18 protein-coding genes are annotated in these 22,863 nt (G+C 43.2%); 8 read left to right on the top strand and 10 right to left on the bottom strand.

Features of this window, described 5'->3' with window-relative positions:
* Window positions 1–586: 586 nt before the first annotated feature.
* Window positions 587–1,921 (top strand): group II intron reverse transcriptase/maturase, encoded by a 1,335-nt coding sequence (ltrA, locus tag SLS51_RS18045; protein WP_323840019.1) that lies wholly within the window; start codon window positions 587–589, stop codon window positions 1,919–1,921.
* 394 nt (window positions 1,922–2,315) lie between these two features.
* On the opposite strand, the gene stlA is transcribed toward ltrA, so the two are convergent.
* On the bottom strand, window positions 2,316–3,914 hold the full coding sequence (gene stlA / locus SLS51_RS18040) for a phenylalanine ammonia-lyase StlA (protein ID WP_323840018.1): 1,599 nt from the start codon (window positions 3,912–3,914) through the stop codon (window positions 2,316–2,318).
* 401 nt (window positions 3,915–4,315) lie between these two features.
* Between stlA and SLS51_RS18035 the strand changes: the two genes are divergently transcribed.
* Complete coding sequence (locus SLS51_RS18035; protein ID WP_323840017.1) at window positions 4,316–6,019, top strand: glycoside hydrolase family 18 protein; 1,704 nt, start codon at window positions 4,316–4,318, stop codon at window positions 6,017–6,019.
* 228 nt (window positions 6,020–6,247) lie between these two features.
* On the opposite strand, the gene SLS51_RS18030 is transcribed toward SLS51_RS18035, so the two are convergent.
* The 8 genes from SLS51_RS18030 to SLS51_RS17995 form a co-directional block, all read right to left on the bottom strand.
* Window positions 6,248–7,483: a stiblene epoxidase gene (locus SLS51_RS18030; protein WP_323840016.1), complete on the bottom strand. Its 1,236-nt coding sequence runs from the start codon at window positions 7,481–7,483 to the stop codon at window positions 6,248–6,250.
* 596 nt (window positions 7,484–8,079) lie between these two features.
* Complete coding sequence (gene attM, locus SLS51_RS18025; RefSeq protein WP_323840015.1) at window positions 8,080–8,871, bottom strand: AttM family quorum-quenching N-acyl homoserine lactonase; 792 nt, start codon at window positions 8,869–8,871, stop codon at window positions 8,080–8,082.
* Between the two features lie 401 nt (window positions 8,872–9,272).
* Entirely contained in the window at window positions 9,273–9,983 is a 711-nt protein-coding gene (locus SLS51_RS18020; protein ID WP_323840014.1) for a hypothetical protein, read from the bottom strand.
* Window positions 9,984–10,313: 330 nt separating this feature from the next.
* The gene (locus SLS51_RS18015; RefSeq protein ID WP_323840013.1) at window positions 10,314–11,285 is read right to left on the bottom strand and encodes a P1 family peptidase; all 972 of its coding nucleotides are present in this window, start codon (window positions 11,283–11,285) and stop codon (window positions 10,314–10,316) included.
* Window positions 11,286–11,424: 139 nt separating this feature from the next.
* Window positions 11,425–12,717: an FAD-dependent oxidoreductase gene (locus SLS51_RS18010; RefSeq protein WP_323840012.1), complete on the bottom strand. Its 1,293-nt coding sequence runs from the start codon at window positions 12,715–12,717 to the stop codon at window positions 11,425–11,427.
* 2 nt (window positions 12,718–12,719) lie between these two features.
* On the bottom strand, window positions 12,720–12,974 hold the full coding sequence (locus tag SLS51_RS18005; RefSeq protein ID WP_323840011.1) for a (2Fe-2S)-binding protein: 255 nt from the start codon (window positions 12,972–12,974) through the stop codon (window positions 12,720–12,722).
* Window positions 12,971–14,101, bottom strand: a complete 1,131-nt coding sequence (locus tag SLS51_RS18000) for an NAD(P)/FAD-dependent oxidoreductase (protein WP_323840010.1) — start codon at window positions 14,099–14,101, stop codon at window positions 12,971–12,973. The genes SLS51_RS18005 and SLS51_RS18000 overlap by 4 nt, the downstream gene beginning before the upstream one ends.
* Window positions 14,098–15,048 carry a 4-hydroxyproline epimerase gene (locus SLS51_RS17995; RefSeq protein WP_323840009.1) on the bottom strand — a complete coding sequence of 317 codons (951 nt, stop codon included), beginning with the start codon at window positions 15,046–15,048 and terminating at the stop codon, window positions 14,098–14,100. The genes SLS51_RS18000 and SLS51_RS17995 overlap by 4 nt, the downstream gene beginning before the upstream one ends.
* A gap of 364 nt (window positions 15,049–15,412) precedes the next feature.
* Between SLS51_RS17995 and SLS51_RS17990 the strand changes: the two genes are divergently transcribed.
* From SLS51_RS17990 to SLS51_RS17975, 4 genes are all read left to right on the top strand, one after another.
* A complete protein-coding gene (locus SLS51_RS17990; protein ID WP_323840008.1) occupies window positions 15,413–16,249 on the top strand; it encodes a helix-turn-helix domain-containing protein in 837 nt (278 codons plus the stop codon).
* Between the two features lie 219 nt (window positions 16,250–16,468).
* Window positions 16,469–17,389: a dihydrodipicolinate synthase family protein gene (locus tag SLS51_RS17985; protein WP_323840007.1), complete on the top strand. Its 921-nt coding sequence runs from the start codon at window positions 16,469–16,471 to the stop codon at window positions 17,387–17,389.
* Between the two features lie 30 nt (window positions 17,390–17,419).
* Complete coding sequence (locus SLS51_RS17980) at window positions 17,420–19,003, top strand: aldehyde dehydrogenase (NADP(+)) (protein WP_323840006.1); 1,584 nt, start codon at window positions 17,420–17,422, stop codon at window positions 19,001–19,003.
* A gap of 60 nt (window positions 19,004–19,063) precedes the next feature.
* Entirely contained in the window at window positions 19,064–20,665 is a 1,602-nt protein-coding gene (locus SLS51_RS17975; protein ID WP_323840005.1) for an APC family permease, read from the top strand.
* 92 nt (window positions 20,666–20,757) lie between these two features.
* Here the strand turns inward: SLS51_RS17975 and SLS51_RS17970 are convergent, their stop codons facing one another.
* Window positions 20,758–21,339 (bottom strand): beta-class carbonic anhydrase, encoded by a 582-nt coding sequence (locus SLS51_RS17970; protein ID WP_323840004.1) that lies wholly within the window; start codon window positions 21,337–21,339, stop codon window positions 20,758–20,760.
* A gap of 458 nt (window positions 21,340–21,797) precedes the next feature.
* Here SLS51_RS17970 and SLS51_RS17965 point away from each other — a divergent pair, with 458 nt between their 5' ends.
* On the top strand, window positions 21,798–22,238 hold the full coding sequence (locus tag SLS51_RS17965) for a cupin domain-containing protein (RefSeq protein WP_323840003.1): 441 nt from the start codon (window positions 21,798–21,800) through the stop codon (window positions 22,236–22,238).
* 121 nt (window positions 22,239–22,359) lie between these two features.
* Complete coding sequence (locus tag SLS51_RS17960; RefSeq protein ID WP_323840002.1) at window positions 22,360–22,599, top strand: type II toxin-antitoxin system ParD family antitoxin; 240 nt, start codon at window positions 22,360–22,362, stop codon at window positions 22,597–22,599.
* Window positions 22,600–22,863 lie beyond the last annotated feature (264 nt).

The following is a 22,863-nucleotide window of genomic DNA, read 5'->3' as shown; positions in this document are numbered from 1 at the left end:
AGCCAAGGAGTTTAAGCTAGGCGAAGCAACCATCTACCGTGTTTTGAACACATTTAAGCACGTTGATAACTCGTAGCTCTCACAAAGTTTACAGATCTGGGGGTTCTTCCAGTGCGCTGGGCAAAGCTGCACTGATCTTGTGGGTGAAAGTCCCATCGTAGAAGGGTAGCCAGCTCACTACGTAGCGAGTCTTGCGTGTCCGGCGGTAACAAAGGAGACGAAGCGTAGACAGCGAAACATTCGAGCCGAAACCAAAAGGTGAACGTGATAGCTCCGAAATCCCCTGGTTGTGTGTGCCGATGGTATTGGAAGCCCCGCAGGCAACAGCGGCTAAATGGTCATACTGGCAAATATCCATTTAGCAGCACACACCGGAGCCGCAGGCGTCGGCGAGTTTATAGAGAACAGTGTGGAACCCAGGAGATCCTGATATTTCTCAATGGAATGAGTATTTCGGGCACAAGTGCCAAAACACAAGGCCGGAGAAAAAAGTATCAGGAAGTCGGAGTCAGTCATAGTAGCGTTGAAGCGAGTAATGTCCGTGGAGCGAAGGGCTGGCAGACAGATTGAACGTAAGAGGGCAACAATGACCGTACACAGCCACGACGGGCCATCATGGTTAACAAAACTTGAGCGTATAGGCGAGAAATCAGCAGTTAACAAGCAACAGGTATTCAATAATTTAGGGCACTTGTTGAACAGTGACATGCTGAAAGGGCAATTCCTGCGGCTGGACGGGAGTAAAGCTGTGGGTACTGATCGCATGACAAAAGATGCTTACGGTGAGCACCTTGAGGAGAATATCCAAAACCTCATTCTGCGGATACGCAGAGGAACGTATCACCCGAAAGCTGCCCGGATCACCGAAATTCCAAAAGAGGACGGCAGTAAACGGCCTTTAGTAATTTCGTGCATAGAGGACAAACTTGTCCAACTTGCGGTCAGTGATATCCTCAGCCGGATTTATGAACCGCTGTTTATGCCCTGCTCCTACGGTTTCCGACCGGGGCTAAATTGTCATGCGGCATTAAAGGCGCTACAGCAACAAACCTACCGTAACTGGAATGGTGCCGTAGTGGAAATTGACATCCGAAAGTATTTCAACATGATACCTCATGATGAGTTAATGAATATACTTCGGAAGAAAATATCAGATCGCCGCTTTCTCAGACTGATTGAGGTACTTATAACGGCACCCGTTATGATGGATAAAGCGGTCTCCAACAATGATCGGGGATGCCCGCAAGGTTCAATCCTGTCACCAGTGCTCGCCAATATCTACCTGCATCATGTGATAGATGAATGGTTTGATGAAATCAGCCGTTCACATATTCACGGTCGGGCAGAGATGGTGAGGTATGCTGATGACATGGTGTTTACCTTTCAGTATCCCAGAGAGGCAAAACGTTTCTATAAGGTGTTACCTAAGAGACTGAATAAGTATGGCTTGGCGTTGCACGAGGACAAATCGCAATTAATCCCTGCGGGTCACATCGCGGCAATGCGAGCCTACCAGTCAGGAAAACACTTGCCCACGTTCAATTTTCTGGGGTTTACCTGTTATTGGGGAAAAGCGCGAAAGGGTTTCTGGCGGCTGAAATTTACCAGCCGAAAAGACCGTTTTGCAGCCAAATTGAAGGGACTCAGGGACTTCCTTTGGAAGAATCTGAATACGACCGACAAAAGGCTCATCCTAAATATCGTCATCAGGGTAGGCAAAGGCTGGATAAATTATCACGGTATCTCAGATAACCGGAGACGAGTTAAGCAGTTTATCCATCAAAGCCGGCGAATAATTTTCAGATGGTTTAACCGGAAAGGTGGGCGTCGCCGTCTGACGTGGAAACAATTGGATCTGATCCTGAAGATGCTGGGCTATCCATCGCGATGGAAAACCCATTCAATGTTCAATTCTTGCTGAATATGTGTGGGGACACGGATCTGTCGGGAGCCGGATGCGGTAATTCTGCAAGTCCGGTTCTGCGGAGGGGCCTATCTGGGTGACCGGATAGGTCTACTCACCCAAAAACCCGTTGTTGGCTGCACTCGCTCACCCCGGTCACATAGTTTGCTATGCTCCCGGGGATTCACTCCTTTGCCGTCGCGATGCATCTTGAAATCCATAGGGTATATACCCGTTATCTTTCAAGTTGCCTCTTTGTTGGCTGCACTCGCTCACCCCGGTCACATAGTTTGCTATGCTCCCGGGGATTCGCTCCTTTGCCGTCGCGATCTATCTTGAAATCTATTGGGTATAAATGGGGTTCTGTATTTTTAGTCAAGAGATGATTGAGAAACTTTCAGTGATTTTCTTGTTATTCTTCCAGTGTGATTTCAGGCAGAGGAAGTTGATCATTAATAATTGCATCCGCAATGCGGATTATATCTTCATCCAACGCACGATCAGTGATCAAAGGAGAACTGATTTCGCGTATTGCATGGTAAAATTTAGCGGTTTCAGGCGCAATTTCGCTAATATTGCCGCGAAGATGAATGGCCTGACAAACGACCAAAATTGTCATTGAAACAATATTGCGTAATTTCTGCTCCATCTCTAAAACATCTTGAGCGGCATGCAGACCTAAACTGACAATATCTTGATTGTATTGTTCTGTGGCGAGGGTATGAATACCTGATGCAGCACAATCATGGCGAATTGCAGCAACTAAAGCGGTTTGAGAAAGTTGGACGCCTTTAAAACCTTGATACATGCCGGGTGTCGGACTCAGTGAATTAGGTAATCCACGAGAGAAACGGTTATCCATCATCAGGGCAACAATGGCGTGAAGATGATTGGCAATTAAAGCAATATCCAGTTTTAATGCATCCATTGTTCGGGCGACATATTGCCCCATAAAATTCCCGCCGTGTAGAACATCGCCATTTTCTGGATCTATCAATGGGTTATCATTAGCTGAGATAACTTCCCGTTCCAATATTTTCCGAGCGGTAGCTAAAGATTCTGGCACTATACCTAATATTTGTGGTGCACAACGAATTGAGTAAACTTCCTGTAAGGTATCATTTAGTTGGGTAATTTCTTGATGACGACACGCTTTATTGGCTTGTTCTTTAATCCCAGATAATAAATTAACCTGAGTTGAACCTGCCAATAAATTACGCAATGCACTTGCCACCGCGTTTTGACCAGGATGATTTTTGACTTGTTGAATTCGGGCATCATAATGTTCATGAGATGCAAGTAATGCTTCAACAGCAAGGGCAATCGCAGAAATTGAGGCTTTAAATAGTTTTTCCAGTTTAATGACGGTAATTGCACTGATACCTGACATTACCCGCGTGCCGTTAATCAGAGCAAGACCTTCTTTGGCTTTTAACGATAATGGTGTCAACCCTGCACGTTTAATTGCGTCAGCAGCGTCAATTTCCGCGCCCATATAATAAACTTTGCCGATACCACATAATGCTCGTGCAATATAAGATAAAGGAATTAAATCACCGCTTGCACCCACTGAGCCATAGCGAGGAACCAGAGGAACAATGTCATGATTAATATGATCAACAATTGTTTGAGCAACAATGGGTCTGGTTGCGGACCAACCTTTGCAAACAGAAAGTAACATAGTAAATTGTGACGCTTTAATACAAGGTTTGGACATATAGTCCCCAGTACCAGCAGAAAGAAAAGTTAACAGATTTTGCTGATGCTCTGCGATTTTCTCAAATGGCACAACGAGATTGGCATTCCCGCCAAATCCTGTATTGATTCCATATATAACCTCTCCTGAATTTAATTTTTCCTCTAATTTTTCACGACCATGCGTCAAAAGTTCAGTGATCTCCGTTGATATTTCTACTTTTTTTTGTTTTATCGCAATGTCATAGATATCTTCCAAAGAGATAAGGCCATTTTTATTAATAATAATGGTTGGCTGAACATCTTTAGCTTTCATTTTAATCTCCATATATAAGAATGGTAATAATATTTTGAAGAAACGAACTTCCCTAAGGATACAAATTAGTATAGATATAAAATATAAAAAATAGTCAACTTTAAATGAAATTAAAATAAATGGTTCGTAAAAATTAATTTACAAATTTAATTGAGGCGATAATTGTAACAATGACAATTAATATATTTACAATTTGCAATTATTTTCTTTTGCTATCTGATAATAAATGGTCGGTAATATAAATCTCGTTGACATAAATTTTAGTTTACCATTAACAATCAAACAAATAACAATTATTTGTTTTCCTAAGAATACAAACTAGAATGTAATTATGTTACCACGTAAGTAAAGCAATTGGAGTGTTCATCGAAAAATAAACTGATATCTAGTCGAGGTGATTTATGTCAAAAATAATCCAGACAGATTCTTTTAGTGAACAATCTTATCAGATAGACAATTTCAATCCATCAACTGAAACAATAAATTTTAGTTACACATCGGGAAGAACCGCATTACCAGTCTATAATAAATATGATACACGAAATAAACCTAAAGTTTTTGGTTATTATACAGATTGGTCGCAATATGACGGTCGATTACAAGGAAATCAAGATCCCATTCGTCGAGGTAGAGGAATAGATTTACAGCACCTTTTAGATAATCCTTTTGCTTATGATAAATTAGTTATTGGTTTCTGTGGAATATTAGGTGATGAGGGCGAAAAAAAGCAGCAAATTAAAGAGCAAGCGCCATTATTTGCCCGCACCAATAATGGAGAAGTAACATTCACAGATGCTTGGGGAGATTGCCAATCTTATCAGAATTGTACTTATTCTGGTTGGCAAGATATCCAAATGCCAAGGGATTTTGATCAATCTAAAAGTATGGGCGTATTAGGTGGATTGGCTAAAGTTCAACAAGCTGCAAAAGCTCAAGGCCATGATCTTATTATGTCATTTAGTGTTGGTGGTTGGACCATGAGTAATGGCTTTTATAATATGGTCAGAGACGAAACACTAAAATCCTATTTCTGTTCGAGTCTAGTTGATATATTCCAACGTTTCCCTATGTTTACCGAAATTGATATTGATTGGGAGTATCCGGGCGTTGCTGGAAATGAGGGTAACATGTATGCGCCAGATGATGGCGATTATTATGTTAGTTTAATTAAAGATTTAATTGCTGCTTTTAAAGAAGCTGGGCGTTCAGATATAAAAATAAGTATCGCTTGTTCGGCGGTACCAGAGAAAATGGAAAAATCAAAAATACCTGAATTACTGCAAGTTGGACTATATGGTATTAACGTTATGACCTATGATTTCTTTGGTACGCCGTGGGCTGAAAGGTTGTTACATCACACCAATCTCCGCAATTATCCTAGTGGTGAGAATAGTGTAGAAAAGGCGGTTGAATATTTATTGAGTCTTGGTGTACCTGCATCTGCCATTAATATTGGTTACACCGGCTATTCACGCAATAGCAGAAATACGGTTATTGATAGTTATTCTCCATTATCCGGCAGTTATGATCCTGGTTATGTCCCGAAAAAAGAACCGAAGATTACCACAACCGGTTCGTTTGAATCAGGGACCACGGAATGGTACGACACGATATATAATTATCTGGATTTGGAAGAAAAGAGGGGAAGAAATAATTTTGATTTATATACCGATGAAATAGCAGATGCTGATTATCTCTATAATAAGGATAGTCAGTTGTTTATTTCTCTTGATACCCCTCGCTCCGTTAAATCTAAAGCACAATATGCACTAGAAAAGAATCTGGGAGGAATATTTACATGGACCGCAGATCAAGATCGTGGCTTATTGGTCAATGCGGCTAGGGAAGGGCTTGGTTGTGAGTTAATTACGGAAAAAATAGATATGACACCATTCTACTTCAAGGGTGTTAATGTTGAGCCGGTTGATCCCGTAAATCCAGAGACAGGGAGTGATTACCCTGTCTGGGATGCAAATAGGGCATATAAGGCCGGCGATAGAGTGAGTTGGAATAATCAAAATTGGGAAGCTAAATGGTGGAATAGAGGCACTGAGCCAGATGGTGCAGGAGCATCTGATGCTTATCCTTGGGTAAAAATTGCATAATTAATTAAACCAAGCCACCAGTATGATATATCTACTGGTGGCGTTTATAATATATCCGTTATCTTTCAAGTTGCCTCTTTGTTGGCTGCACTCGCTCACCCCGGTCACATAGTTTGCTATGCTCCCAAGGATTCACTCCCTTGCCGTCGCGATGCATCTTGAAATCCATAGGGTATATCTAGAGTAATGATATGGAATTCGTTCCGGTATGACGATTTACTCGGAATATTAACGTCGGTGTTGATAATGTCGAGATTTATTTCTTCTTATGCTCAAATGCCGTTGTTTCAATGGTGGTATTGAAAAATGTATTACAGCGTTCTGAGCGCTGCGCAGTGAAATTCCAACGATCTCATTAGCATATGCGCGCATTTGTTGCTCATAATCTGAAATTGCCGTGATTAACTCTTCGTGGCCGGATGCTACACTGGCAAGCTTCTGCGTGAGTAAAAGTGCGTCTCGCAGCGCTGTGTTCGCTCCTGATCCGGTCATTGGCGTCATGTTGTGAATAGCATCCCCAAGTAAGGTGACGGTGCTGGATTTCCAGGGTAGAAGATGGGGCATACTGCGTAAATGTAGCGGAGATATGTTTTCCATATCACTTTGTTGAATCAGAGTATGTAGGCTTGGGTCCCACGAAATCATACGCGATTGGACCAGATCGCAGAGGGCTTCAGCGGAAAAGTCGGTGATATTGCCAGGAAAACTATCTGTTGCTGCTACGTAAACCCATACGATAAAATTATCGATTTCTGCTAATGAGGCCTCTACATGGATATTAACTGGGGCCCGCCACATAGAGATGAACAACCAGTCGGGGCTTTTAGGTACGATACTATTGGGTGTACCATCCCGGAAATTTTGGGGTAGTAACGCTGTGAGAGCCGGGGTAAGACGCGCACGACCAATGATCATACTAACACCAACATCGAATCTTTCGATAAAAGGAAGGTACTGTTTACGCACTTTTGAATTGCTACCGTCTACACCGACAAGGACATCGACATTTTCGTGACTGCCATCGGCAAAGAAAATTTTAATACCACCATTTTCAATATGTTCATAACGGACGAATGTTTTGTTCCATTGAATTGTATTTGAAAGCCCTTTGTTGAGTATTTCTTTCAGTTCAGTTCTGCTAATTGACAAACGTTGTTCGGAAATAATTTTTCCTGCCATGGGAGAAATACCGCCATGAACGGCGAGAAGACGCATACGTTCATTATAAAACCGGGATTGTCCGCCAATATATCTTGATGCCTCCTCAAAGGCTAGCCAGTTTTCAGCCGGGATGCATTCTTGCAGTGCTTGCTTACCGAATGAATTGATATGAATTCCATAACCCGGAAGTATGGATGATGTAGCAGAGTTTCGTTCATATATCGTCACTTTGATTCCGTGTTTACGTAATCCATGTGCTAAACATGTACCACCAATCCCCGCCCCAATAATACCGACATGCATAATATTTCTCCTGTTGTAGATGTAGATACGAGCGATTCTGGCTAAATCGTGGTGATTATATCTATCTGATATTATTTAATCACAGCCATGACTTTTTTATAGTATTTAAAATAAAAATATACTGTACATAGAAATAGAGCAAGAAAGCTTGGGGGTTTTATCGCTAAAAATATTTGGTGAAAAAATCATGTCTCTGTTTATTAAACAATATTTAATTAAAAAATTGATCGCTTAAATTGTTAAAGTGAATTTTTAATGTTTAAGTTTTATAATTTTTCATAAAATTAACACTTTGTAGTGATATGAATATTAATCTAACTTCATGTCTGTTTTACGTATTCAAGACAACATGACAGTAAATGATGTTTGTGTGAATAAATTAATATTTATCTTGTTTCGACTTTCAACTATTTAAGATATTTATTAATATAATCAGTAATAACTTTACTGTTCTCTAGCAAGTTAAGGAAAAGTTTATTTGGGAATAACATATATTGAAAGAAAAAGAGAAAGTCGGTTAAGCTTTCGTAAAATGAGTGCCAAGCCAGAAACCTCCACTTTCTAGTTTCTGGCTATTTTGGATTGACGAATGAGAATTAATCGTAATATTCCGGTGCCTGACGGAATGTTGGCCAGGCATCTGGATCGTGCCCTGTGACCACGATTGCATTCGTACGTTTGGCTAGATGCCGTAATTTTTGCACCGAACGTACGGTTTCAATGGTAGAGGTGAGAAACCCCGGCAATGCCCGTTCTTCCCAGTGGTCGAGGGTATAAGCGGCATCAATCGTTAACAACAGGTTGCCGCTGTGCGGCAAGTTTACCAGTAGTGATTGATGTCCCGGCGAATGCCCCGGCGTAAATACCGTTTTTAACGTGCCATCGCCGTAAACATCAAACATGTCATGGCGTTCCCCATCAAGGAATTCCCATTTCAGACCAGGGCGATCAAAATCCTTGCGGATGTAGCCACCAGCAGCAAACCAGTCCGGTGTGTAGGCGTATTCATATTCACGTCGTTGTACGATATGTGTTGCGTTAGGGAAGCGCCCTATTGCACCGGTGTGATCGAGATGAAGATGGGATTGCACCACATAGCGGATATCTGCGGGATCGATACCCAACTTTTTCACTTGAGCGACACAACCTTCATCTTCACGCATCACCGGCCAGTAGGTTTTGGTGATAGTTCCCCAGTAACCTTTGGGGTCAGTTGCGGTTTCAACTGCATTGCCACCGTCAATTAGCGTGTGACCTTTAGGATGAGTGAGTAAAAAAAATGGAATCGGAATTTCATAATCGGCACCGTTGCCCTGATTCATCTTAATGTTGTGAACCTTACATTTGATGGTTCCGGTTTGCAGCATATACAGGCGAATGTCTGACATAATGTTAACCTTTTTATTGGATTATTCATGTAGGTAAGGCCGGATCGTGGATGCTAACAAGTGGATGTTAACATATGTCCCTAGTTGATTTTATCGACATCAAGTTCTATACGGGGGAGGTCCGTGGGGCTAATCTTTGGGGGGATTAGAAAAAATTACCTTATGTAGGTTAAGAGTGATCAGAAAAATCCATCAGAGATCGTAATCACCCTTTTGACTCATTCGTGAAAAGGGTGATAAAACGTTATATACCCGTCATCTTTCAAGTTGCCTCTTGAAATCCGTAGGGTGTAGATTATGAATTTCATCGTGCTTCAAGTGCTTCAATGTTATTTTCAAAATGCCCTCCATATCATAATTTATCGGAATTAATCAATTGGTTGGTGCGCATTTCGGGGGGATTATACCGCGTGTCTTAAGCGGGAATAATCGAACGTTCTAATTTCCTCGTTAAAACCGGTCACCTGTTCAGAAATGAGCTTTGTAATTGAAGAAGGCCCTTGTCCCATTGCATTTTTCATTAAGATCCTATAGGGGAGAAGACTGGCTCTGTCGGCAGAAGACGGATTTTTACATCTATAAATCACTTGTCCCCCACGTCTTTCACGTTCATATCCGAAATTGAGAAGACCTAATATCTCTCTCGCGGTAACGATATGGTAGCCCTGTTCATGATTCCATAAATTAGACGGGGCTTCGGCCGACATTAGATGAAAATCTGCATGTCTATGAATACCACCAAGTACCCAACAATCATTTATCACATCGGTCCATTTATCTATCATTAATATATTCCCCTGAGCGTTTGGGTTCCATGAATTCTCATTTTTTTCTCGGCCGAGTCCGAGTGGCTTAAGTAATTTGTCCTGCTGAACATCGCTAACTCGACCAATTAGCATCGGCCCACTTGCTGAAAGGGCTTTACGATAAACTAACCAGCAATACTCGGTTAGATCATTAAGATAATTTTTACGCCTTTGATTGCTAGGGAACTGATTGGAAAGATTTTCGTGAACAACATCCTCATCTTGTTCCCACAAGAATGGATTATCCTTTTTTTTGTAATTTAGCGACTCTAAATCTCGCCTTAATGTCAACATTTCATATTTCATATTTTATACCCCAACCATTTATAATAAAAAAAAGTTATATTAAACAGCACTAATTTTTATAGCAGTAGTTTATGAATTAGTCCAGTTTAGTGATAATAACTCTAGTTTACTGATTGAGGTATATACCCAATGGATTTCAAGATGGATCGCGGCGGCAAGGGAACGAATCCCCGGGAGCATAGGTAACTATGTGACCGGGGTGAGTGAGCGCAGCCAACAAAGAAGCAACTTGAAAGATGACGGGTATAGTTTGCCTCTATTGACGCCGGTGGTATTTGGAGTGTCACTGGCGCTGGGCTAATTTCCAATGTAACCATAACCCTGTGTTTTTTAATCCGCTAAATCGGCATAGCCTCTAACACCAAATTTTGATTTAGCTGATTTTACCGCATCTAAAACCGCAGCAGCCATGACCTCCGCCGCGAGAATACCAATAATATTCACCGATGAGTCCACACCACCTGTTGCTGCTGCAAAAATAGTATCCCCGTCACTCATGGTATGAACAGGGTATATTGTCCTCGCCAGACCATCATGAGCCATCTGGGCAACTTTTTTCATCTGGCTTTTATTCATATTTGCATTACAACAAATTATGCCAATAGTCGTATTTGTCCCCTGAGTGAAATTATTATCTTTATTATTTTTTATAATGTAGGGAATGAGATCGATAAGATGACCGTTTTCATCACATGCGCCCGCAATAGTTTTACCATTTTTAGGGTCTCTGATTTCACCAACAGCATTTACAACAACCATTGCGCCAATTGTCAGACCATCAGGTAATTTAACCGATGCGGTCCCAAGTCCACCTTTCATGGCTTTGTCAAAACCGGCCATCTTACCGATAGTGGCCCCGGTGCCTGCGCCAATATTTCCCGATGGAAAAGGGTTGATAGACGCGTTTTGTGCTGCAAGGTAGCCCATTTTAGCGTCAGGACGAACAGCAGGATCGCCAAAATTTAGATCAAAAATTATTGCGGCAGGAACGATGGGTACGACAGCGATGCCAGTATCAAAACCTTTTTTTCTTTCTTCAAGATAGCGCATTACGCCAGAGGCGGAATCTAATCCAAAAGCACTCCCTCCACTTAGCACCACTGCGTTGACTTTCTGAACAGTGTTAATGGGATCTAAAAGCTCGGTTTCCCTTGTCCCCGGTGCCGAGCCTCTGACATCAACGCCACAAACAGCGCCGTCGTCAAAAATAATGATGCTACAACCAGTTTGCTCCAATTCATCCTCAGCATGCCCAACCTTAACACCCGGTACATCCAAAATGGTTCCATTTGTCTTATACATAAATGTTTACACCTTAATCTCTAAAATAACTCATTACAGTTTTTAATGTTTTTCGAGGTGAATCATAGCAAAGGTAACTAAACAAACCGTGATGTTTAGTGGGAATTCTGTTTGATAAACGACGGGGGACATTTATCCATCAGTCAGAAAGGTTAATTTTTTCCGTGTCTCCTGCGGCCAGCGTTTCGAGACTAACAGGGGATAGTGGAATGCGAGGGGAGGGTATTGCCCAATGTTTGATATCGTGGAGAATGGCAGAACAGATTTTTCCCTGACAAGCCCCCATACCGCACCGTGTCGCCATTTTTGCACTATTCCAATCCTGAAAGGGTTCAAGCTCGTTTAAACGTACGTCTTCACAACGGCAGATCAACGTATCGGGTGGAAGCGCCCGTGCGATCTTTTCATTCAACTTAAACGTTTGTGCCACCGCGGTTGCAAAATGTTGCCATTTTACTCGTTTTTGCCGCCATTCTTCCGCCAGTGCGTATTTACCACTCGCTGCAAACCCGGCAATAAACCCTTCACAAAGTGCAAGCTCACTGCCACCAATTCCTGTACATTCTCCCGCTGCGTATACACCAGGTATGGTTGTCTGTTGCCACGCATCCACCTGAATATTTCCTTGTTCATCCAGCAAGCAACCAAGCAATTGTGCCAATTCCGTATTGGGTCTTAAACCAAAACCGCACGCTAAACGCGTACAGGATAATTTCCGTTTCTGCCCTTTATTGCTGATATACACGCCGGTCAATCTGCCTTCTACCGAGGTTTCCACGCCCAACACCATACTGTTTTTGTAATAATTTTTAAGCGGTATGAGCGTGATGGCTTGATACAACTTGTCTGGCCAGCGCAGCAGTCGCAAGCCAAACGACAATAAGCGGTGTAAAGGCGCTTGTTCGATGATACCAACCACGTTTCCTCCCGCTTTTTTTACCGTCTTCGCAACCGCGAGCAGAAGGGGACCGCTACCGGCAATAACAACACGCTCACCTGTCATGGAGAGACCACTTTTTATCAGCGCCTGTAATCCGCCTGCACCTGTGACACCTGGTAATGTCCATCCAGTAAAGGGAAGTAATTTTTCTTTGGCTCCAGTACAAAGAATGATGCGTTGGTAGTGAACCATTCGGTGCCCACCTACCATTTCAACAATCACACATTGGCTGTCTACTGCAATCACTTTACAACCCGGTAAATAGATCAAGGCATTTTCTGATAGTACCGACAAATAACGTTTCGCCATCGGTGGCAATGTATGAAATGGTCCTTGGCGCCAAATTTGTCCGCCTGCTCTGGGATTGTCATCAATCAGGATAACGGATTGTTGTCCTTGTATCGCAGCCTGTGCAGTCGCCAATCCCGCGGGTCCTGCACCAATAATCAGCACATCACAGCGCAATACCGCAGAAGAAGATGATGTTGCCATGTTCAGATCCTCTCGACTTTCATACCCATTTCACAAACTGTATGGCACGCGACACGGCGGCGACCATTGATCATCAAACGGCACTCCTGACAGATCCCCATACCACAAAAAGGTACTCTCAATTGATGTGATACAGATATACGGCAATGCTCATCACCGGTATAAGCTAGCGCCGCCGCAACAGTAATCCCCGTAGGCACGGTGATCAATTCGCCATCGATAAATAGAGCAATAAATGGGGGTTTGTTGAGTGTCATGGCAACCTCTGACAGGCCATAGCCGTAAAACGTGCAGGTTGGTAAGGCAATGGATCAATCGCTGTTTTTCTGTTCAGCATCAATGCGGAGATAATTTTGGCGCTGCCCGGTGCGGTCGTCACACCTAATCCTTCATGGCCTACGGCCAGCCATAGCCATTCATAAGCAGGATGTTGTCCCAATAGTGGCAAGCCATCAGGCGTTGCAGCACGAAAGCCAGACCAGCAACGTAAAATATTCATCTGACCAAGCTGAGGTAAAAAATGAAGTGCGCGCTGGAGCATAGAACGGAGTAGGTCGAGATCAATAGTGTGTTTTTCGTTATGGAACTGGCGTGAAGATCCAATTAAAAGCTGACCAGTAGGGCGAGCCTGAACGTTGAAAGCGATTGATGTACCATTCGATGCCTGTGTGCTAGCGCTATACCCTAATTCCACCAGTTGATGTGTGATGCTGCAGGTAGGGTAACGATCGGTAATCGCCAATTGCCCTTTTTTAGGAACAATCGGTAATTCAGGTAACAGATGTGTGCTCCACAGCCCATTTGCTAACAATATTCTCGGCGCGCAATATTTCTTTCCATCACGTAGCACAACGGTCTGAGGCTTTAAGGCATGCACTTGGCCTTTAAGAAACTGAATTTTTTCATTACCGCTAGCAAGAAACCAGTGTACGACATTTGGTGCATAGACAATCCCATCCCCAGGAACAGACAAACCACCCGCAATCCCATGCCTCACCATAGGTTCCATCTGGTGAATCTGTGTTGCTGTCATTGGCGTATTCTCAATTCCATAGGCGACAAGACGTGCGCTCTTTTCCTCGGCAAGTTCCATTTCATCCTCAGCATCCGCCAGCCAAAGTGTGCCACATCCACGCCATGCACAATTTTCTGGCATATGTGGGGTGAATGTTCGCCATATATCTAATGAGTAACTACTCAGTGCCAATTCAGCCGGATTATCGTCCATACACACGAGATGCCCCATTCCTGCCTGTGTCGCCCCTTTACCGCCATCATCAATCACAGCAACTCTCAAACCATCCTGTACCAACTGATAAGCACATGCGGCTCCAACGATGCCAGCACCAACGATAATGACATCCGATATTTGGCAGGGCGTCATACATTGATTCCCCAGACAAAAGGATCGTTCTTGGCAATGATTAATTTGTTATCACTGTAAACATGCGCTGTTCCCCGGATCACGGGGGCAATTTTCTGGTCAACCCACTGATATTGGGCTTCAAAAACACTACCAATAATGCTGGATTGGCGCCAAATCTCACCCGGCTGCCATTTTCCATCCGCCGCCAAACAGGCTAACTTAGCACTTGTTCCAGTGCCACACGGTGAACGGTCATAGGCTTTTCCCGGACATAACACAAAATTGCGACTATCAGCATTGCTATCAGGAGCGAACAATTCAATATGGTCGATACACTCACCATTTTCACCAGTGATCCCCGCTTGTGCCAGTGCTTGCCTAACGGCCCAACTGTATTGCGTAAGTTCATCGATATGGTTGGGGGTCAGCAACAGGTTATGTTGACCGATCAGAAAAAACCAATTTCCTCCCCAGGCAATATCTCCATTAACATCACCCACACCAGGCACGTTCACAGTGACATTTTGCTGGTAACGATAAGCGGGGACATTATAAACAGACACAGCTCCATCCTTATGGAGTACCGCCTCTACAATCCCAACCGGCGTCTCAATTTTATATTTGCTTGGGGTCAACCAGCCCAGATGATAGAGCGAAGCAATAAGGCCCATAGTGCCGTGGCCGCACATGCCTAAATACCCCGCGTTATTAAAGAAAATAACTCCCATATCGGCGTCAGGTACAGCAGGCGGACATAAAAGTGCACCTACCAACATATCATTCCCTTTTGGTTCAAGAATGAGAGCCTTGCGCCAGTGATCAAATTCGGCTTCAAAGCGTTGACGCTGTTTGGCAACGGCTCCTTTGCCAAGAGAGGGAAATCCTTCGATTACTGTACGGGTGGGTTCTCCACCTGTGTGTGAATCAATGACGCGAACGATCTGATAACCATGTTTATCTGTCATAAAGCCACCCAATTAACGTATTTTTAATCAATGGTGGCGTAGTATTTCATTTGCCGCTTGATGAATTTCATACTGCAATATGCTGAAATCAGCACAATGAAAAAATCACTGAATTATCATAGAGGCACTCCAATAAAATAAAGATAATAAAGAGCAAAGTGATAAATAAAACTGATGATGATTATTTCTGTTTTTACCAGAAGAATGGTCGGAATAACTTTCTGTGATAATTATCACATGAACACAAAATAGCTCTTTTGAATATTGCTAATGCGTCGAATCTGATATTTATCTTTTTAGTCAAGGTAAATAACCAAACACGAGTCAAAAATCCTATTTTAATGATAATAGACTGGAGATATCGATGATGAATATATACCAGAACAATGAAAAAAACGACGTTGGCACAAATGGTCATGATGCTTGTAATGTTGAGTTTTTATCGGCGCTTTGTAGTGGATTAGTTAATCACAAACCCAGTAACCTGCAAGATATTCTCAATGCGGTTGCCTTAATTACACCATTGCTAAATGCGATTCCCAGCGTGGTTTTTTTTATCAAAGATATCAAAGCACGTTATCTAATTGCGAACCTTACGCTAGCCACACGCTGCGGATTTAAGTCGATCTCTTCGCTACTCGGTAAAACCTCTTCCGAAATCTTTCCTGCTCAGATGGGCAGTTGTTACACGGAACAGGATTTACGTGTGTTACATCAAGGGATAATTATCCAAAACCAACTGGAACTCCATTTTTATCATGGACGCAAAGCAGGTTGGTGCATGACATATAAATTGCCATTGTATAATCAACATAATCACATTATTGGTATGGCAGGAATTTCTCATGATTTGATGGAAGTTAAGGAAAATCACCCTGTGTACCAAAAGTTGGCTATCGTTGATGATTATATTCGTGAACATTTTGATCGAACAATTCGTCTCGAAGAGTTAACTCATTTAACACGTCTCTCGGTTGCTCAATTGGAACGTTACTGTAAACGTATCTTTCACCTGACGCCCCGGCAGATGATCCACAAAATCAGAATTGAAAAAGCGTCTGAATTGCTGGCTACGGAATTACCTATCACAGATGTCGCCTTGCAATGTGGTTATACGGATCACAGCGCATTTACTCGGCAATTTAAGACCTCAACTGGACTCACTCCCAGTGATTTTCGTCAGTCAATAGGGCTGGAGTAATTTACCGTTTTCCTGATACTTGCGTTCTTTTGTGATCCAATAAGTTTGCCATTCCTATTATGCTAATTTCGTCATTGTTTACTGTGAAAAGTGACAAGCTTCTCTGTAGTGAAATAGCCATTATTCCATTAAAACCAATGAGTCACATTTTTTTAACAAGATAAAAACAATTCGCATTCTAAATATCAAGTAAATCAATGACGATCAAAGGATAAAGCTATGAGCAAGAGAAAAGTGAGTTGGCATGGTGTTTTTCCGGCAGTGACGACACAATTTAACCCCGATTTTTCTATTAATTTGGATGCCACACAGAAGGTAATGACGAATCTGATTAAAGATGGGGTTTCTGGTTTAGTCGTCAATGGTTCTGTGGGGGAAAACACGTCTCTGTCTATGAAGGAAAAGCGTGCTATCGTTGAACTCGCAGTAGATGTTGCTGGTGGAAAAGTGCCTGTTCTTTCGGGTATTGCAGAATTGACAACCGATAATGCGTGCAACATGGTCTCTGAATGCCGCCGGGCAGGGGCTAATGGGGTGATGATCATGCCGCCACTGGTTTATACGCCAACACCGAAAGAAAACCGAGCGTATTTCCGTACAATTGCCGCCTCTACTGATTTACCCGTCATGCTATATAACAATCCTCTGCTGTATAAAAATGATATTACGCCGAAAATCCTGACCTCTCTGGCCGATTGCGAAAATATCGTTGCATTTAAAGATTCATCAGGCAATACCCGTCCTTTTAGTGATATTCCCAATGAAGCGGGTGATCGCTTCATTCTTTTTGCTGGTTTGGATGACGTGGTTTTAGAGTCAGTCGCAGTGGGCGCGGAAGGTTGGATTTCAGGTATGTCGAATGCTTTTCCACGGGAAGGGGAGACTTTATTTCGTCTGGCTAAACAGAAACGTTATGAAGAAGCTCGGGAATTATATCGCTGGTTTATGCCTCTGTTGCATTTGGATTTCCGTCCTGATTTGGTGCAATGCATCAAGCTGTGTGAAGAAATGGTTGGCCGTGGTAGTGCCATTACCCGTCCACCGCGTTTACCCCTCGAAGGGGAAACATTGGCAGAAGTACGCGCCATTGTAGAAAGAGCCCTTGCTAATCGTCCTTCACTGCCTGATGTCGGTCTCTGAATGGTTTCTGATACCCTTGGAGGAAGCGCTATGTTGGTAACACATTCAGGGATGCAGTTTATTGGTGGTCACAGGCAAGCAGAGGGAGAACGCTGTTTGCACAGCCGACGGGCGGTGGATAATGCATTAACGGGTTATGCGTTTTATCAGGCTACGCGACATGAGGTCGATCTTGCCGCCCAAGCCGCCGCCAATGCATTTACCCGTTATAGCCAAACATCGTTGGAAGAACGTGCCGTTTTTTTAGATAAAATCGCTGATGAAATTGATGCTCTTAGTGATGACTTCATTGCCCTTGTATCAGAAGAAACGGCGCTACCACCAGCCCGACTTCAAGGTGAACGGTCGAGAACGAGCGGGCAAATGAGGCTGTTTGCCACGCTGTTACGCCGTGGTGATATTCATGCTGCCCGCATTGATACTGCGCAACCTGCAAGAAAGCCCCTCCCCAGAGTTGATATTCGCCAATGCCATATTCCTCTAGGCCCTGTTGCGGTTTTCGGCGCCAGTAATTTCCCGTTGGCTTTTTCTACTGCTGGTGGTGACACGGTGTCAGCGTTAGCGGCGGGCTGCTCCGTTGTTTTCAAAGCACATGGCGGCCATATGGCTACCGCCGAAATCATCGCGGAAGCCATTGAACGCGCTATTATCGCCGCACAAATGCCGGCAGGTGTATTCAATATGATTTATGGCAATAGCGTGGGGGCCGATCTAGTCAAACACCCCATTATTCAGGCCGTTGGTTTTACCGGTTCACTTGCTGGTGGGCGTGCACTGTTCGATATGGCGATGCAGCGACCACAACCTATTCCGGTTTTTGCTGAAATGTCGAGTATCAACCCGGTCATTGTGCTGCCAAACGCCTTAGCACAGCGGGGGAAACCGATCGCCCAAGAACTGGCAAATTCATTCACATTAGGTAGCGGTCAGTTTTGTACCAAGCCAGGAATAATCTTGGGTATTCGTTCACCAGAATTTGATCAATTTATTACTCAATTAACGCAAGAAATCGCGCTTCGCCCGGCGCAGTCAATGCTGAACCAAGGCACATTACTTAACTACCAAAAAGGTATTCATCAACTGGATGATGAACCCTTAATGACACGGTTAGCCATTGGCGAACATCATGAAAATCAGGCGAGTGCAATGTTGTATCGCGCAGATATTGCTTTATTGTTGAATAAAAATGCTCTGTTACAAGAGGAGGTTTTTGGCCCTGTTGCTATTGTGGTTGAAGCCGAAAGCCAATATCAGCTTTTACGCGCAATTGACTGTTTGCCGGGGCAGCTTACCGCTACCTTAATTGGTGAGCACGATGAATTAGCGAATGCACATGAGCTCAGTCGACGATTACAAAACATTGCGGGCAGGGTGGTTGTTAATGGCTACCCGACAGGCGTTGAAGTCTGTGATGCCGTGGTTCATGGCGGGCCTTACCCGGCAACTTCCGATGTGAGAGGGACTTCCGTTGGTACACTGGCCATCTGGCGTTTTCTGCGCCCAGTCTGCTTCCAAAACTATCCCGAATCCTTACTTCCACTCGCACTGCAAGACCATAATCCGTTAAATATTTCTCGATTAATCAATGGGGTGATGAGCCGGGAAGTGTTGTAAAACGCGCAGTTACCCGACTTTGACGTATATCAAATAAGAAACAGAAAAGGGCGAATAATTATGGCGCTATACAAAGCCTCTTCACGGTCAAAATCCGATTCAGGGCAGGGTAAATTTAAGAAACAGTTAACACTCACGGATTTAACCTTCATCGGATTAGGGGCTATTTTTGGTTCTGGCTGGTTATTTGCAGCCAGTCATGTGTCTGTTATTGCAGGGCCTGCCGGGATTTTTTCCTGGCTGATTGGTGGTATCGCCGTGCTGTTACTCGGCATTGTTTATTGCGAACTGGGTGCGGCACTGCCGAAATCAGGTGGCATTATCCGTTATCCGGTGTTTTCTCATGGCGAACTCATGGGATATTTAATGGGTTCCATCACCTTAATCGCGTTTTCCAGCCTAATAGCTATCGAAGTCGTCGCTGCTCGACAATATGCGGCGGCGTGGTTCCCCTTTCTCAGTCAGCCGGGTTCGGGTGATCCGACGCTGACAGGCTGGCTGGTTCAATTTATCTTATTAGCATTTTTCTTTTACCTTAATTACAACAGCGTGAAAACCTTTGCAAAATCCAACAATATTATTAGTATTTTCAAGTTTATCGTTCCGCTGCTCGTCATTATTATCCTGTTTAATTATTTCAATCCGAGTAATCTGCAAATTCACGGATTTTCTCCTTTTGGGGTATCGGGTGTTGAAGCTGCGGTTTCAACGGGGGGCATTATTTTTGCTTATCTTGGTCTAACGCCCATTATTTCCGTCGCTGGTGAAGTAGAAAAACCTCAAAAAACAATTCCTATTGCCCTCATTCTCTCTATTTCACTGTCTACGGTTATTTATGTTTTATTACAGTTAGCGTTCCTTGGCGGGATACCCTCTGATCTACTCTTTGGTGGCTGGAATAACATTGGGCAATATTTTTCATTGCCGTTTCGTGATATAGCCTTAATTCTTGGTGTGGGGTGGCTCGCTTTTTTGGTGGTATGTGATGCGGTGATCTCTCCAAGCGGTACTGGGAATATTTATATGAATGCCACCCCCCGTGTAGTCTATGGTTGGGCAAAAAGTGGGACGTTATTTAATGTGTTTACCCATGTCGATGAAAAATCGGGGATACCACGTCCTGCACTCTGGTTGACATTTATTCTTTCTGTTTTTTGGACATTACCTTTTCCTTCATGGGAAAAACTCATCAGTGTTGTTTCTGCGGCGTTAATTCTGAGCTACGCATTAGCGCCAGTAACTGCTTCTGCCTTACGCCGTAATGCCAAGGAGATAAAACGTCCTTTTTATGTTAAATGGTTTGCGATCATTGGTCCGCTTTCCTTTATTATTTCTGCTTTCATTGTTTACTGGTCTGGTTGGAAAACCGTTTCTTGGTTGCTCGGATTACAGATTGTCTTGTTTTTTATCTATTTGTTATTCAAAAATAAAGTCCCGACAGGCAAAGTGAGCTTACGTCAACAGATAACCTCTGCTTTGTGGTTGATTAGTTTTTACAGTGCCATGATCATTTTGTCCTATTTAGGCACATTTGGCGGTAAAGGCATTATTCCTGCGCCCTGGGATATCGTTTCCGTAGCAGTGATCTCTTTAATTGCCTTCTATTGGGGAACCTTTAGTGCTTTACCCAATGCTATTTTACCAACGGAGGATGAGGATTAAATCGTGTCTGATTAACGATACAGGGCGGGAGATTAACTGAACATCCTTGTCCACATTGACGCCGGATAAATTTAAATAAAGCCCATCATAAATCAAGCATTTTCTGCAATGCTTGCTGCTTCGGGAACTTCAATTAATTTTCCTGACTTCACATCAAATATGTACCCATATATGGAGATATTTGCGGGGACAAGAGGGTGAGTACGAATACGATGAATATCTTCAACTACGCTATCAACTTGATTGTTAATGGTCAGCCATTTGATATATTTTCCCTCAGATGATCCTGTGCCATTGCCGACATCTTTAAATCCTTCATCCGTCATTATCGCGCTTTCCAAGCTGCTTTCCAGTAGATCGCCCATGATATTGTCTGTAAAAAGCTCCATTCCGCAATTCGTATGGTGAATGACAAACCACTCTTTTGTTCCAAAAAGTTTATAGGAAATGATAAGTGAACGAATGGCATCATCACTGGCCCTTCCACCGGCGTTACGAATAATATGAGCGTCACCTTCAGATAAACCTGCAAATTTTGCTGGATCCAACCTGGCATCCATACAAGTCAATATGGCAAATCGTCTGACAGCAGGTAAACCCAGGTTTTTTTTATCACCAAAAGTTGCTGCATATGCAATATTAGCGTCACTTATTTCTCTGATAACACTGCTCATCCTTCCTCCCTTCATATTTTCTGGTTTAATAAATTGTTATATAAAATAAAAGCATAGAACAAGAAGCTAACTTAGGATATCCATCTAGATAAATGAATATACCCGTTATCTTTCAAGTTGCTTCTTTGTTGGCTGCACTCACTCACCCCGGTCACAGAGTTATCTATGCTCCCGGGGATTCGCTCCCTTGCCGCCGCGATGCATCTTGAAATCCATAGGGTATATGAGGCTGAAAATACAGATATATAAAAAAAATTTATGAAAAATATATACTCGTATCCTTTGTACCGGTCAAGTAAATCCTAAGTATTTCAACAGACATTGTGATGTAATGATGTTTTCGGCGTTTTCAGGGGAGAAAGTTGTATCTTAAAAAGTTCTAAAGTAATCATGGTGCGCATGGTATGGTTCGCCACAGGGCATTTACCCAATTTATGCACTATGCACAAGGATTCCATATGCGGCTATCTATTCGAACTTTATCAGCCTTTACATCTTTTGCTTTCCTCATTGCGCCGTTTTTCACTCAAGCCCATAGCGGCAATACTGCTGGTATTAACGTTGAAAAATTGCTTGAGACTGAAAAGTCTTGGGATGGCGTGTCTTATCAGGAATACCCTAAAGGCACTCCTCAGCTTTCAGTTCTCAAAATTACTATTGCTCCAAATACCAGTCTTGCCTGGCATGAGCACCCGATACCTAATGCAGCTTACGTGTTGAGCGGGGTGTTAACGGCAGAGAAAAAATCCAGTGGTGAAAAACGTCTTATGAAGGCGGGAGAGGTGTTATCCGAGATGGTTGACAGCACTCATCGCGGTTACACAGGCAAAGAGGGCGCTACTCTCGTGGTCTTCTATGCGGGTCAAAAAGGAATCCCTCTTTCTAAACCCGTTGAGTAAAAATCACTCAAGTACGAAGACGAAAAAACGTGTCAGCGTTGGGATTAACCTAGTCCGCTGGCGATCATTATTATGCCTTGTTATAATTGTATTACTCAGTAATACATGAAGAGACGAATTTATGGCACGAGTAACTAGTGTGACCCTTGGTGAGCACTTCAACGGGTTCGTTGGTGATATGATCCAATCTGGTCGTTATGGCAACACATCCGAAGTTGTCCGCGATGCTTTGCGCCTGATGGAGGCTCGCGAGCAGCGTATTCAGAATGTTCGTGAAATGGTGCTGGCTGGCCTGAATTCTCCTGTCAGCAAAAACAGCATGGATGATATTTTTGTAATGGCAGCGAAGGATTTTTCTTAAAATATAGAGGAGGTTAATATGCACTCTGATAAAGATAGAATCCTGCAGGACTCTGATAAGGCAGTTAGTGCGCCTAATGTATATTATGTTAAATAACCTTAGATGATAAACAACTTCGCATAGAACTAGGTGATTTTTGACACCCCTCTCTTTCTAAGGAGATAACTATGCAAACCTATACCTCAATCAGGCCAGAGCCAATATTTCTGTGGTGCTGGATATTGCAGCCCGTTGAAATCACCCGTCGGGACGGCAGCGTTGCCG

Source organism: Photorhabdus africana (genome assembly GCF_035181445.1).
In the GTDB taxonomy this organism is placed as follows: Bacteria; Pseudomonadota; Gammaproteobacteria; order Enterobacterales; family Enterobacteriaceae; genus Photorhabdus; species Photorhabdus laumondii.
Note: the sequence above shows the minus strand (reverse complement) of the source record. Positions and strands in the feature narration are given on the sequence as shown.

What these genes read in the sequence shown, in the direction of transcription:
- ltrA (WP_323840019.1), top strand. Translation starts at nt 587, where the DNA reads ATGACCGTACACAGCCACGACGGGCCATCATGGTTAACAAAACTTGAG.
- stlA (WP_323840018.1), bottom strand. Translation starts at nt 3,914, where the DNA reads ATGAAAGCTAAAGATGTTCAGCCAACCATTATTATTAATAAAAATGGC.
- SLS51_RS18035 (WP_323840017.1), top strand. Translation starts at nt 4,316, where the DNA reads ATGTCAAAAATAATCCAGACAGATTCTTTTAGTGAACAATCTTATCAG.
- SLS51_RS18030 (WP_323840016.1), bottom strand. Translation starts at nt 7,483, where the DNA reads ATGCATGTCGGTATTATTGGGGCGGGGATTGGTGGTACATGTTTAGCA.
- attM (WP_323840015.1), bottom strand. Translation starts at nt 8,871, where the DNA reads ATGTCAGACATTCGCCTGTATATGCTGCAAACCGGAACCATCAAATGT.
- SLS51_RS18020 (WP_323840014.1), bottom strand. Translation starts at nt 9,983, where the DNA reads ATGAAATATGAAATGTTGACATTAAGGCGAGATTTAGAGTCGCTAAAT.
- SLS51_RS18015 (WP_323840013.1), bottom strand. Translation starts at nt 11,285, where the DNA reads ATGTATAAGACAAATGGAACCATTTTGGATGTACCGGGTGTTAAGGTT.
- SLS51_RS18010 (WP_323840012.1), bottom strand. Translation starts at nt 12,717, where the DNA reads ATGGCAACATCATCTTCTTCTGCGGTATTGCGCTGTGATGTGCTGATT.
- SLS51_RS18005 (WP_323840011.1), bottom strand. Translation starts at nt 12,974, where the DNA reads ATGACACTCAACAAACCCCCATTTATTGCTCTATTTATCGATGGCGAA.
- SLS51_RS18000 (WP_323840010.1), bottom strand. Translation starts at nt 14,101, where the DNA reads ATGACGCCCTGCCAAATATCGGATGTCATTATCGTTGGTGCTGGCATC.
- SLS51_RS17995 (WP_323840009.1), bottom strand. Translation starts at nt 15,048, where the DNA reads ATGACAGATAAACATGGTTATCAGATCGTTCGCGTCATTGATTCACAC.
- SLS51_RS17990 (WP_323840008.1), top strand. Translation starts at nt 15,413, where the DNA reads ATGATGAATATATACCAGAACAATGAAAAAAACGACGTTGGCACAAAT.
- SLS51_RS17985 (WP_323840007.1), top strand. Translation starts at nt 16,469, where the DNA reads ATGAGCAAGAGAAAAGTGAGTTGGCATGGTGTTTTTCCGGCAGTGACG.
- SLS51_RS17980 (WP_323840006.1), top strand. Translation starts at nt 17,420, where the DNA reads ATGTTGGTAACACATTCAGGGATGCAGTTTATTGGTGGTCACAGGCAA.
- SLS51_RS17975 (WP_323840005.1), top strand. Translation starts at nt 19,064, where the DNA reads ATGGCGCTATACAAAGCCTCTTCACGGTCAAAATCCGATTCAGGGCAG.
- SLS51_RS17970 (WP_323840004.1), bottom strand. Translation starts at nt 21,339, where the DNA reads ATGAGCAGTGTTATCAGAGAAATAAGTGACGCTAATATTGCATATGCA.
- SLS51_RS17965 (WP_323840003.1), top strand. Translation starts at nt 21,798, where the DNA reads ATGCGGCTATCTATTCGAACTTTATCAGCCTTTACATCTTTTGCTTTC.
- SLS51_RS17960 (WP_323840002.1), top strand. Translation starts at nt 22,360, where the DNA reads ATGGCACGAGTAACTAGTGTGACCCTTGGTGAGCACTTCAACGGGTTC.